The 13,257-nt window shown below is 59.8% G+C and carries 9 protein-coding genes and 1 pseudogene; 5 read left to right on the forward strand and 5 right to left on the reverse strand.

Features of this window, described 5'->3' with window-relative positions:
• Positions 1-120 (forward strand): annotated as a pseudogene (locus F6X40_RS39795) (IS30 family transposase); the annotation flags it as partial.
• Positions 121-243: 123 nt separating this feature from the next.
• Here the strand turns inward: F6X40_RS39795 and F6X40_RS39800 are convergent.
• Entirely contained in the window at positions 244-1,248 is a 1,005-nt protein-coding gene (locus F6X40_RS39800) for a hypothetical protein (RefSeq protein ID WP_187631648.1), read from the reverse strand.
• A 450-nt stretch (positions 1,249-1,698) separates the two neighbouring features.
• On the opposite strand from F6X40_RS39800, the gene F6X40_RS39805 reads away from it, so the two are divergent.
• On the forward strand, positions 1,699-2,124 hold the full coding sequence (locus tag F6X40_RS39805) for a glycine zipper 2TM domain-containing protein (protein WP_187631649.1): 426 nt from the start codon (positions 1,699-1,701) through the stop codon (positions 2,122-2,124).
• A 458-nt stretch (positions 2,125-2,582) separates the two neighbouring features.
• Here the strand turns inward: F6X40_RS39805 and F6X40_RS39810 are convergent, their stop codons facing one another.
• The 4 genes from F6X40_RS39810 to F6X40_RS39825 form a co-directional block, all read right to left on the reverse strand.
• On the reverse strand, positions 2,583-3,659 hold the full coding sequence (locus F6X40_RS39810; protein ID WP_187631650.1) for a hypothetical protein: 1,077 nt from the start codon (positions 3,657-3,659) through the stop codon (positions 2,583-2,585).
• Positions 3,660-4,018: 359 nt separating this feature from the next.
• Positions 4,019-4,696 (reverse strand): carbonic anhydrase, encoded by a 678-nt coding sequence (locus tag F6X40_RS39815; RefSeq protein ID WP_187631651.1) that lies wholly within the window; start codon positions 4,694-4,696, stop codon positions 4,019-4,021.
• A gap of 10 nt (positions 4,697-4,706) precedes the next feature.
• Positions 4,707-6,029 (reverse strand): DUF2254 domain-containing protein, encoded by a 1,323-nt coding sequence (locus F6X40_RS39820; protein ID WP_184069705.1) that lies wholly within the window; start codon positions 6,027-6,029, stop codon positions 4,707-4,709.
• Between the two features lie 169 nt (positions 6,030-6,198).
• Positions 6,199-8,964, reverse strand: a complete 2,766-nt coding sequence (locus tag F6X40_RS39825; protein WP_187631652.1) for an MGH1-like glycoside hydrolase domain-containing protein — start codon at positions 8,962-8,964, stop codon at positions 6,199-6,201.
• Positions 8,965-9,168: 204 nt separating this feature from the next.
• On the opposite strand from F6X40_RS39825, the gene F6X40_RS39830 reads away from it, so the two are divergent.
• From F6X40_RS39830 to F6X40_RS39840, 3 genes are all read left to right on the forward strand, one after another.
• Entirely contained in the window at positions 9,169-10,890 is a 1,722-nt protein-coding gene (locus tag F6X40_RS39830) for a dihydroxy-acid dehydratase (protein ID WP_187631654.1), read from the forward strand.
• 850 nt (positions 10,891-11,740) lie between these two features.
• The gene (locus F6X40_RS39835) at positions 11,741-12,166 is read left to right on the forward strand and encodes a PRC-barrel domain-containing protein (protein ID WP_184071963.1); all 426 of its coding nucleotides are present in this window, start codon (positions 11,741-11,743) and stop codon (positions 12,164-12,166) included.
• A gap of 310 nt (positions 12,167-12,476) precedes the next feature.
• A partial coding sequence (locus tag F6X40_RS39840) for a hypothetical protein (RefSeq protein WP_187631653.1) occupies positions 12,477-13,257 on the forward strand: 781 nt, incomplete at its 3' end.

The raw sequence follows: 13,257 nt of genomic DNA on the forward strand, positions 1-13,257 counted from the left end.
GTGTATTCGCAGGCCAAACTCAACGCTGTGGCAAGACGACTGAACGAGCGTCCAAGAAAGACACTGGACTACGAGACGCCCGCCGAACGATTCCAGCAAACTATTGCATCCACCGGTTGAATCCGCCGGATGTGACGGTCGTATAAGTCTCTAGGTCTGGTTGAACTGCTATTCGAAATGGATTTAGATTGAAGAGTGAATTGCCATCGACGAGTGTCCGCCTTGGATAGCCACAGGCTTGCGTCACAAGTCGATATCCGGTTCGGGAGGATCGCCCAGCCTCATATTAGCCATCCAGTTGGACAGCTCCTTGATTTGGCACTTGTACGCCAAAGTTCTGTTCGTGGCGGCAAATAGCGGACGGATGCTGCCAGTAATGAAATGCTCGTCTTGCCATTCGATCCACGCCCCAAAGTAGTGGCGCCACGCGCGATACATCGATCGAAACCTAGCACGCTGCCCATCTTCGGTTGAAATTCGCAATGCCTTCCTCACGCGCGCAGCCAATATCGCGCGGGTGTCTCGCGTTTGCTTCGCAGCAGACATATTCATTTCGTATTGTGTAAGAGGTCTGTCCTTCCAAATGGTCATCCAGAGAATCGCATCGATCAATTTGGCGAATTGTGCGATGGAAGTAAGTGCCAGTTTTGCATCGTCGAACGTAACGGTGTACTGTGAGGCCGATTCGTGCGCGAGAATATGGCGACGCTCAAATGTTTTGGCTAAACCGGCCCATAGCGTTGCGACGTCCTCTATGATCAGACCTCCCGTCCGCAACTTCGCCCTCAATAAATAGGGATCCTCAACTCGTTTAGCCAGTGACTTCAGTTCCTCATCGAACAACATTGAGAACGTTCTCTCCAAGCTGGCGACGGAGTTAAAAGGAAGGACATGGCTGACCAAATCTCCAGCGCTAACGTTCCGTCTATTTAGTAGCGGCAGTACCTCGGCAACAGACATGAGTTTATCTCGGCCAAGCGCAAGCCCCCTCTCTAGATAAGGGGATCCGCTGTCGATGATCGTCGCCACAGTGACCTTAAAGTGAGTCTCAAGGGCTGATATCGCTGCTACCGGAAAGTGACGGTACAGTTCCGCATCTGCCTCAGTTCCGAGTTTCGCGAGCGAACGTTCCAACGTCGCCAATCGGCTCATCGTCTCGTAATACGAGCCCTCAACAAAACCGTGTCCTCTCCGAGCTTTGGCCTGAACAAGTTCGCTTTCGATATCTATTGGGGATGCCTTCGCCATTTTTCTCAATACGCGCAAAGAGTGTTAGCTTGACAGAAGCGGCATTTCCGGCTGCCGGAGCCACTTTTCCGGTGTTCGACAAACGACACGTCGAAATCATACTCGCGACCGTCCCTTTGGCGAAACCACGAAGATCGGCGTTGAAATGGCCGCACCTCAAGCAGTAGCTGCCGTTTGACTGTCCGATCGCAGGGAAGGCGAATGACGGCTCCTGGCCGGCTACTGCCGAATGCGGTCTACAGTAGCCGAAGCACTTTTCCTTTTCACGACTCTACCGGAGGCGCGTACCGCAGGCGGATCGCTTGCAGGCGCGTGACGTATCGTGGCCCGTTGGAGCCGGTGATGCCAACGCGTCCCGGCGAGCGACAACCGCTTACAAATCGCACAATAGCAGGGTCCACGGGTTTGATAGCATTGGCGTTCTTGCAGGCACATACCATGGAGCCAGCAATGAACACAAACCTGCCTTCCGATTCGTCCCCGCACAGCCGCATTCACCCTCTGGTCGCCGGAGCTGCCGTTGCTGTGATTCTCGCCAGCGGCACCGGCATCGCCGCAATGACCGGTCTGCTTCCGACATCCCGAGCGGTAACGCCGACCACCGGGCTCGGCGCAGTAGGCGGTGCGGTGGCAGGCGGGCTGCTGGGCAACCAGGTTGGTCAAGGGCGCGGCCGTGTTCTGGCGACGATAGCGGGTGCAGTTGGCGGTGGCCTTGCCGGTAACGGTATCGAACATGCCGTACGCAAAGATGCCACCTACCAGGTGCAAGTCAGAATGCAGGATGGCAGTTATCGAAACTTCAACTACGACACGCAGCCTACCGTTCAGGTTGGTGAGCGTGTGCGTGTCTATGGCGATTCGCTGAGTGCTTCGTAAGCACGCAGAGAACCGGAGGGCACAGCGCCTTACAAACGGTTACCAGGCTGACACTTCACGTTTATCTGCCAACTAGAGCTACACATATGGCTATGGGTACGAATACAACGACGACCGTGACAGGCACTGGCACCATGACCATGGTTGGCACAGGGGCTGGGAGCACCATCATCATCACGGGGGCGATGACGAATAATCTGGCACTGCACCCAATTCGCGATATCGCAGCGTTGTGCTGACGACGCCGAAGCCTCGTTCTATCTGACCAGGTGCTTACGCCTTTGCTGTAACAGTGAGGGGCTTGCGATCAATGGAACGGAAGGTGCACCTAAGCGCTGGCCGTTCGCTTGATCGCCTGAAGGCGGGAGACCCGCTCGATGCGCCGCTCAAAAGTGCATAAGGGCCCCTTCTCGGCCATCCAAACAGCGGGCGGCTGAATGCGGTCGACTGCGCAACCGTCAGCCGAACGCGTCCTCAACGAACGATGCATAACTCTGCGCATTGGCGAGCACGCGCGGTCCGAAATCCCTATCCTTTGCAAGCGCCCGGCATCGGCCTGGCATAAATGCCTGGTCGACGTCTATCGTCCCGGCCAGTGCATGAGTGAACTCGTGAATAAGGCCCGCGCCACGGCTAATGCTCGTTCCGTCATGAATCACCTGTTGTTCGAGACCGAAGAAGTCGATCGCCAGGTGTATGTTTATTTTCCCGTCACGGCGAACTGTCTTGAGGTCGGGGGCATAGGCCCGGACATTGGGGATGACGCTGCCGCCACCGTAATAGAGGCGCACTGGCCTCATCCGGATGCCCTTCCAGACGCATTGCAGCACCGCGCGCACCAACGCGCTTCTGGTTTGACTACCGGACAAGCCCAGTTCTGAGCCGCCTTGGAATCCAAGCGCCGCGACATCCACTTTGTCGTCTGGATTACCGAAATAGCTGGTGAATGTTTCCTTGTACTGTTCCGGTATGCCGGACGAAGCGTGCAAAAGCCGCTGATGCATCAACGTCAGCAGATCGGTGGCGCTCTTGAAGGCATTTTCCGCGCCGAGGAGGAAAGTCGTTTGAACACTTTCGAAGCCGATCGACACACTGTTGAAGTTCTTCAACTGCAGACTTGGAAATCGCTTCGACTGGAAGACATCGCCCGTCGACAGAAGAATTTTCAACCGCATCTCGAGGTCGAGAATATCGCGCCTTTCCAGAATGGGTTTAGCCTTTCTGAGCGTATCCTCATCGAGATTCAGGACGATCGACATCGCCAGCAGCATGGCCGCGACGGCGATTCTCTTAGGATTGTCCGGTGTAGAAAGCAGCGTGCTTTCGCGCCGTAGACCGCAAACCGCCAGAGGATCGGTAATCAACTCACCCGCCTTCCTGACTGATGCGCCCCCCGCGTTTTCCCATCGGGAGACCTTTTTCTCGTGGTACTGCTGCAAGTCACGAAATTTTCCGGGACTGCCGTCAGAGCCCTCGATGCCGCCGGGTGGCGCGTGCTTTTTGATGTATGTCCACAGCGTGTTCAAATCGGTCATGTAGGCCTCGTCAGTGTGAGTTCAATGCCGTTGCCAACAGGCGCTGCATGCCACGTTCTGGCAACCAGAACTGCGCTTGCCACAAAGTTCGGTGATCGCATTTCGACCTCAATCACTCCCCTATCTCATCTCCATGCCGACTGCGAAACATCGCCCGTTTTCATGCATGCAGATTGCGTACGCGCGCCTCTTAAGATCCGACGCATGAACTGTAGATAGCAATATTCGCGGTGACATGTTCTTCTGCCAGAAAGTGTGCGGAAGCGAACATTGAAACAGAACTTGCCGTCTGCATCGCGAAGCAGGGATTGCATTGGTCGCTAGCGACATGCCGGTCCCGTCGCGGGCTTCGCAACCCGTCACCTTGCCCGTGCGGCAAGGCGCGCAATCATCCGATCAGCCATTGTGCGATCGATGACTGCGAATGAGCGGCTCGTGCGCTCATAGGCATACATGGCGCCCGTCGCGATGTCGAACCACCAGCCGCTCAATACGAGTGCCCCGGCAGTGACCTGCTGGCGGACGATCGGGTAGGTCATCAGGTGCTCGAGTTGCACGAGTACGTTGAGTTGCGACAATTGATCGTGCGCTTTCAAGCTGTCGTCGAGCGGACCTTCCTGTTCGAGGCGAAACGCTGCGTTGTTGGCGTGGCATAGCCATTTATCGAGGTTTGGTGATTTCAGCTTGGCGTGCCTGGAGAATACGACCTTCATCGCGCCGCACTCCGAATGTCCACACACGACAATATTCGCGACTTTCAACACCAGCACGGCATACTCGATCGCGCTTGCCTCGGAAAGATCTCCGGTAGAGACGCCCTCCGCAGTCGCCGGTGGTATCAGATTGCCCACGTTGCGCATCGTAAAGAGATCGCCGGGATGGGTCGATGCAAGCAGATCCGGCACGACCCGGCTGTCCGAGCACGTTATGAAGAGCGCATCAGGTGTCTGCGCGAGCGCGAGTTTGCTGAACTGCTGCGCGTATTGCGGCAGCAATTTCTCCCGGAATTCAACGATGCCCATGATGAGTTTTCGCATGGTTTGCCTCTCAAAGGACCGGTTGCCTTGCCGTCGAGCTTTCCGAGCCTCCAAGCCCTTGCGAGTCGGGGATACGGGCCAGCGCCAGGTCCTCCGGAAATGGATGCTTCGAGCCGATCGCACGGTCCAGCAGGGTCAGCTCGACACGCAAGGCGTCGTGACGATGCTCCGGCAAGCACTGAAGGAGATTCTCTATCGCCGCGCGCTGACGCCGCGCGATCTGAATGCTGCCCGCGCCGTACTGACGTATCTCGCGGAAACTGATATGCACGAAATCTTCCCAGTTCGGCGTTCGATAGATGACGCGCACAAGTCCGGACTTATCCGTCATCTCTTCGGAGTACAAAGACCGTTTTCCGACTACACGCAATAGCCGCTGCAACTGATCGATGGCCAACACGGCCGTTGTTGGATCGTTGATCGCAGCCGACAACGCTTTCAGCGCAATATCAACAAGGATGCGAAACGCGAACATAGGATCCTGTTCCATCGTGCGTTCAGTCCCAAAAGCAACCAGTGTACGCAGCCGGTTTTCATCGATTGCGTCAGAGTCTCCGTGCAAGTAAAACAAGGGTTCGTCCACCGCGACAAAGTCGCCGACTTGCGGCACGAATTCGATAACCGAGTTAGTGCGCCTCGCCTTGGCGACAAGTCTTTCGAGATTCACGGCCAGAACGATGCCGGATGTACCGCTATGGCGAACAAGGCGGCCAGGTACGCCTCGCTCGTGGTCAAGTCTCGGCGGAGTGGTCCGGCCCGTCGCGGGGTCGGGATAGACGCTTTCGATGACCGCGATCCCGTGCTCCCCAACCCGAGCCACGAGGCTTACTGGACGCAGGCATTTCGCCGCATAATCAATCAGGAAAAGGAATGCGACGACAGAAGCGAATCCGAATAGCGCTGCAATGAATACCTGAAGCTGGTGCACCTCGCTATCACCCATCCAGCCCAGGGTTCTGTTGGCGAACAGAAGCGTGAATACGAACAATCCCGAGATGCTGCGGATCACGTTATCGCGCAGCAAGGTCGTCGCGATGATCCGCGGGGTATATTGACCGCCAGCGACCTGGATTGCGACGAGCAGCGAACCGAAGGTAAACACCAGAAACGCCAGGTCTGCGGAAACGATGTCGCCGACAAGTGACCGCGCTCCAGTCATGGACAGCGCAAAAAGGCCGGTTTTCGGATCGAGGATGTCGTGTCCGATCATCCACCTTCCCAGCATTTCAGTGAGCGGCTTTACCACGGCATAGATCGCCACCGCGACGAGCGGTACAGTCCACAGGGAAGATCTGAGGTAACTCTTCAAGCTGTACCAGCGGTTCCAGTCCATGTTTGCGCTCTTCCTACGATTCATGCGGCAGCGGAGGCCGAAACGTTCGCGGTTCGCCTTTGACGATGCACGTGACCTTCAGGTCGGTCAATCAGACTTTGGTCCGATAGGTCGAGGACATAGCGTTTCCGGAATCGCGTCTCGATCGATTCCGGATTTTCGAGCCCGTCTATCGCGCCATCGCGGGCAGCGCGTCTTCGGCGACGGGCGCGCCTGCCGGCGCGTTTTCGGCAGTGACATCGGCCGCCACGTGGGCCAGCTTCATCAGACGCGGCTGAAGCAGCAGCGCGACGAGACCGCTCCAGCCGGTCTGGTGCGAAGCGCCGACGCCACGTCCGCTGTCGCCGTGAAAGTACTCGTGGAACAGCACGAGATCAGACGAGCGCGGGTCGGCCTGCAACTGCGGATAAGCCGCCATCACGGGCCGCACGCCGTGCTCGTCCTTGAGAAAGAGGGTAGTGACACGCCGCGCGAGACCGTCGGCGATCTCGCTGAGCGAGCACCGGTTGGCCGATCCCGTTGGATATTCGATGCGGAACTCGTCGCCGTAGTAGCGATGGAATTCATACAGCGATTCGATCAGCAGATAGTTGACGGGCATCCACACAGGCCCGCGCCAGTTCGAATTGCCGCCGAATACGCGCGAGTCCGATTCGGCCGGCTGATACGCGATGCAGACATGCGCGCTGCCATGATCGAACTCGTACGGTGTATCGCGATGCACGCGTGACAGCGCGCGCACGCCGTGATCGGACAGAAATTCGTCTTCGTCGAGCGCGCGGCGCAGCAGTGCCGTCATCCGGTATCCGCGCAGTAGCGAGAGCAGCGTGGTGTTGCCTTTGCCCGGTTCGGTCCAACGCGATACGAGTTTGGCCAGATTGGGCCGGTGATCGAGAAACCACGCGAGCCGTTCTCGCAGGCCGGGCAGGTGGCCGTATATGCGTTCTTCGAGCACATGCACGGCGAACAACGGAATCAGGCCGACGATCGAGCGAACGCGCATCGGCACACGGGTTCCGTCTGGAAGATGCAGTACGTCATAAAAGAATTCGTCGTGACCGTCCCATAGCCCCGTTCTGCAACCTTCGCTGCAACCGACGGCTTCTGCGATATACAGGAAATGCTCGAAAAACTTCACCGCGATTTCGACGTACGCGTTGTTCGTCATCGCGAGCTCGAGTCCGATCTGCATCAGGTCGAGCGCATACGAGGCCATCCAGGCGGTGCCGTCCGCCTGGTCGATGCGGCCGCCCGTCGGCAGCGGGGAAGAGCGGTCGAAGATGCCGACGTTGTCTAGCCCGAGAAAGCCGCCCTGGAAGATGTTGCGGTCCTCTGCATCCTTGCGGTTGACCCACCACGAAAAGTTCAGCAGCAACTTGTGGAACATCACCTCGAGAAACTTGTGGTCACCGACGCCCGTGACTTCACGGTCGAGTTCGTACACGCGCCACGTCGCCCATGCATGAACGGGCGGATTCGCGTCGCCGAATGCCCATTCGTAGGCGGGCAACTGCCCGTTCGGATGCATGTACCGTTCCTTCACGAGCAACAGCAGCTGTTTCTTCGCGAAGTCGGGGTCCATCATGGCGAACGCGGCGGCATGAAACGCGAGATCCCAGGACGCGTACCACGGGTACTCCCACTTGTCCGGCATCGATACGACGTCGCCGTTGCACATATGCCGCCAGTCGGCATTGCGCCCGTGCCGGCGTCCTTTCGGCGGCTTCGGCTGACCGGGGTCGCCGTCGTGCCAGCGCGTCACGTCGAACTGGTAATACTGCTTCGTCCATAGCATGCCGGCGAGCGCCTGGCGTTGCACGAGCCGCGCATCGGCGTCGCTGATGTCGTGCTGGAGCGCCGCGTAGAACTCATCGGCCTCCGCGATCCGGCGCGCGAACAGCGCTTCGAAGTCGAGCGGCACGTCGTCGCGCGTGATGCCCGGTAGTGCCGCCGGACGCCAGCGCAGATATAGCACCGTGCGCTCGTGCGGCGCGAGCGACAGGGCCACATGCGCGGCGGCGCGGGTGCCCGCGTCGCGGCGTATCGCGTGCTCGTCGCCATCGACGAGGTAATCGTTGAAGCCATCCTTGAACGGGCCTGCGCCTGCGATGCCGAAAAGGCGGCGGACGTTGGTTTCGTTTTCGCAGAACAGCCATTCGATCGGCTGCGGCGCCGAGGCCGTAACGATCATCGTGCCCAGCGCGGGATTGTGCGCGATCACGCGCGCGCCCTCGGCGGACTCCGGCTCGAGCGTGAGCGACGGCTTGCCGGGCTTGCCTGACCACGCCCAGCGGTTGCGCGCCCAGAAGAGCGGCAGCAGATGGAGTGGCGCGTGCTGATCCGCGCGATTTTCGACGGTTACGCGCATCACGATGTCGTCGGGTGTGTGCTTCGCGTACTCGACCCAGACGTCGAAATAGCGATCGTCGTCGAACACGCCGGTATCGAGGATTTCGTATTCGGGCTGATCGGCGCCGCGCCGGCCGTTTTCCTCGATCAGGTCCTGATACGGGTACGCAACGTGGGGGTATTTGTACAGCATCTTCATGTACGAGTGCGTCGGCGTGCCATCGACGTAGAAGTAAAGCTCCTTCACGTCCTCGCCGTGATTGCCTTGCGCATTGGTCAAGCCGAACAGCCGCTCCTTCAGGATGGAATCGCGCCCGTTCCAGAGCGCGAGCGACACGCACCAGTCGAGTGGGTCGTTGCCGAATCCGGCAATGCCGTCCTCGCCCCAGCGGTACATGCGGCTGCGCGCACGCTCGTGGGGGAAATACTCCCATGCGGTTCCGTAGTCGCTGTAGTCTTCGCGAACGGTGCCCCACTGCCGGTCGCTCAGATAAGGCCCCCAGCGGCGCCAGCAGTCGAGGTCCTGGCCATGCAGACGGAATCCTTCCTTCGAATGGAGCAGATCGTTTGCGCGTAGCGATGACATGTGACCTCCCAAACCGGGATCGACCGTCGAACACGTTCAGTGCGTGAGTCCCGCCCATCCCGTCACGCGTGCGGCGCCGGGCGGTATCTGGATGATAGGCGTCGTTTAGACTTATCGAGGTCGGAGGCCGCCTCGTTCCTGGTTTCATCTGACGTTTTCTTTCGCTGTATCCGCGCCGCATCGCCTGATCGTAAGGAACTGGACATGAATCAAAAACCGCGTGGCCTGGACAATGGCCTGACGAACTACGGTGATCACGACTTCGCGCGCTATCTGCGCCGGTCGTTTGCCAAATCGATGGGCTACACCGGCGAATCGCTCGACAAGCCGATCGTCGGGATCTGCACCTCGGAGAGCGGTTTCAATAACTGCCATCGCCACTTTCCCGAAATGATCAAGGCGGTCGAACGCGGCGTGCTGGCGGCGGGCGCATTGCCGGTCGTATTTCCGGTGATGTCGCTTGGCGAGGTCTTCCTTTCGCCGACTTCGCTGGTCTATCGCAATCTGATGGCGATGGCCGTCGAGGAAATGATTCGTGCCCAGCCGATGGATGCGGTGGTGATGCTCGGCGGATGCGACAAAACCGTGCCGGCGATGTTGATGGGCGCGATCTCCGCGGAGCGGCCCGCCGCAATGGTGGTGGCCGGTCCGATGATGACCGGGCGACATCGCGGCGAGCGGCTTGGCGCGTGCACGGACTGCCGGCGCTTCTGGTCGAATTTCCGCGCGGGGAACGTCTCGGCGCAGGAGATCAGGCAAGTGGAGGGGCGTCTGGCCGTCACGGCGGGAACGTGTGCGGTCATGGGCACGGCGTCGACCATGGCGCTGATCGCGGAAACGCTGGGCATGATGCTGCCCGGTTCGGCGGCGATTCCGGCCGTGCACGCGGATCGTCTGCGCAATTGCGAAGAAACCGGAGCGCTGGTTGCGCGCATGGCCCTCAATGGCGGACCGAAACCGGCCGGGATCGTGACGCCCGCGTCGGTGCGCAATGCCTTGCGCGTGCTGCTCGCGGTCTCCGGTTCGACCAACGCCGTGATTCATCTGGCGGCGATTGCTGGTCGTATCGGACTGAAGATCGATTACGACGAGTTCAACCGGCTGTCTGATGAAACGCCCGTACTCGTGGATCTCAAGCCGGTAGGCAGCGGTTACATGGAAGATTTCCATGCAGCCGGCGGGCTGGAGGGCGTTCTGCGCGGACTGATGCCCCAACTCGATCTGACTTGTCGCGATATCGCCGGGCACAGTCTCGAGGAGCGTTTGAACAGGCCGCTTGCCGATCCGATCGATACGGCCGTGATCCGCTCGAGGGAGAAACCGGTCAGTCCCGATGGCGGGCTGATTGTTCTAAACGGGAGTCTGGCGCCCGGCGGTGCGGTTCTGAAGCGCGCTGCCGCTACTCCCGAACTGCTCGAACACGAAGGGCGTGCCGTGGTATTTACCTCGCTCGAAGATCTGGCCGCGCGCATCGACGACCCGGGTCTGGACGTTCGCGCGGACGACGTTCTCGTATTGCAGAACGCGGGGCCGCGCAGTGCTTCAGGCATGCCCGAGGCCGGCTATCTGCCGATCCCGCAGAAACTTGCGCGGGCGGGGGTGAAGGACATGGTGAGGATTTCAGATGCGCGCATGTCGGGCACGGCGTACGGGACCATCGTGCTTCACGTGACGCCAGAAGCGGCGCTCGGTGGCCCGCTGGCGCTGGTGCGCAACGGTGATCGGATCCGGCTCTCGGCGCGGGACAAGCGGATCGATCTACTGGTCGACGAGGTCGAACTGGCGCGTCGTGCCGCTGAGATTCGTCCGGCGCAAGGGATGTATGCTCGCGGTTACCAGCGGCTCTATCACGATCACGTGCTCTCTGCCGCCGCAGGGTGCGACTTTGATTTTCTCACCGCGTTTCCTTCCGAAGACCTTAAGTAGCGGGTGCTTTTTCAACTCCCTGACCGAAGCGCCCGCGCGACTCGATCTGATCGGCGCCTGATCAAGCGCAAACGACGAAGAGTTCATCCCTCACCGGAGGTGTCGTCGAAGATTGCGGATTGCCTGGGCCACAGTGTTTCGAGGCGACCCAGCAGATCACCGGGGAAAAGAAGCGAAATGTAGGGGGTATCGGGTCCCGCTGGGTTGCGGACTACGAGCCGGTTCAACCGACCATCCGCCGCAGCCTGTTCGATGGCGGCGCCATCGTCGAGTGTCGACCCAGTTGAGCCGTTCGACTCCGGGCGGCATCAACGGCAGCTATCGAACTTACGTCGGTCATACACGTAAGTTCGTCAGGCACGGTCTACAGGTAGCAGTTCATCGTCAACCGGACGGGGGACACGTGCTCGATCCCATCACAGGCTGTCGGGGGCACATCGAATACTTGCCGGCGTTCCGACACACGGGCTTCGTCCTGTGGCAGCCAGTTGTGACAACGATCGCCTTGCGCTGGCAATGGATGGTACACGGTCTGGGTCGGCTGCTCGACTTGCTTAAGCGTCGTTGGTTCTGTCGCACGGTAGCCGGCAAGGTTGCAAAAAGGGGAACTATGAATTGGCGCCACGGGGCTTGTAAGCCGACAGCAAGTGGATAAACTGGCGCCCAACGATCTGGCATACAGGCTCTCGGCCGCGCCGAACCGGTGTTTCACTAACCTATGCGACTCCCGCCGTCCCAACCTTTAACTGGCATTGGGACATTGCCCGCGGTAGCGAAGGGACATTGGCCGGCGTCGCGCCCCGGGGCCGAAGAACGTGCCAGAAACCGAATCTAACCATGGAGTGAACGTATGGCTTTGCACAAGGCAGTATTGGTAGCAGTGGCACTTGCAGCATGTATCGATGCGCACGCACAGGTCGCCGGCACACAGACTCTGAGCGTCACTATTAGCCAGTCCCAGGCGCTTTTGCAGGGATGGAGCGTCAAGAAGAGCGTGCTGGGCAAATCGGTCTACAACGACCAGAACGAAAAAATCGGCGCGGTCAAAGATCTGATCGTGGCCCCGGACGGCTCCGTGTCGGCGGCCATCGTCGCTACAGCCGGCTTCCTCGGCGTCGCCACGCATGACGTCGCGGTGCCCATCGCCGCACTCGACGTGCGCGGCGGCAATCTATATCTGCCGGGCGCCACCAAGGACGCCCTGAAGGCAACGCCCGAGTTCCAGTACGCGAAGGTGCAATCGCCGCCTAAGCCGAAGAAGGTTCAGGCAGAGTGACCTGTTTTCAACAGTCCTAAGCTGAGGTCGTTGCGGCTGGCAAGGTCAGTCGCAACGACCTATCGCCGGACTCGAGCTTCGCACTCAACCGCTTGCCCCTTCAGTCCCCCTTACGCTGCGCACTCAACACCCGGCCCCCGCGCTGTTCGGATGGGGGTATTGCAGAGTAGCCCCATCCGAACAAAGCCCCTTCAGACCGCCTTCCCATTTTTCCATTTCCAAGCCACTTCTGTAGTCAATATTGGCGACTGCTGATTAACACGGCCGCGCGTCTGGACGGGCCACCGCATTTCATGGATCACCCAACACCATGCAAAAAACCCTCGGACTTGCCGTTGCCACCCTGCTCGCCGTCGCCGCTATTGCGCTGTGGACCCTGCTCGCCCGGTTCGAACCATCCATCAAGTCCGCCATCGAGACGGAAGGCGCCCTTGCGACCCAGACGCAGGTGCTCGTGGGTAGCGTCGAATTCTCGCCCTTCACCGGCGTGGGCGCGCTTGATGGACTTACCGTGGGCAACCCCACTGGTTTCTCTTCGCCCTACGCCGTAGTGGTGGACCGTATCGCCTTGCAGGTGGAAAGCGGCTCACTTCTCGGCGGCGGCCCTGTCATTGTTGATTCCGCCACAGTCATCGCGCCGAAGATTACTTACAAGGCGGAAAGTCCCACCGCCACCAGCAACCTGGAGACCATCAAGAATAACGCCCAGGCCTATTCCACCACCCCGGCCGCCATCCGGGCCGGCAGCAACGCGCGCAAGGTCATCATCCGCAACCTCACCGTCATGGGCGGCACACTCTCACTTGACATGCACCTGCCCGGAGGCCCGCTTACGGTACCGCTGCCTCCGCTGCATCTCGTCAATATCGGCGCGACCACAAACGGCGCCACGCCGCCCGAGATCATCCGTGCCGTGTGCGAGGCTCTCGCGGACGAAGCGAAAAAGGCGGTCACCGAGGCCATCGCCCAAAAGCTGAAATCCGTTATCGATATGCTCAAGCCGCCCGTAGGTGGGTTGCCAAAGCTGCCGTCCCCTCCGTCCCTGCCGTCCCTGCCGTCCCGTCCGTCCCTGCCGCGCCCTCCGTCCCCGC

The organism is Paraburkholderia sp. UCT31, assembly GCF_014397655.1.
Classification (GTDB): Bacteria; Pseudomonadota; Gammaproteobacteria; order Burkholderiales; family Burkholderiaceae; genus Paraburkholderia; species Paraburkholderia tuberum.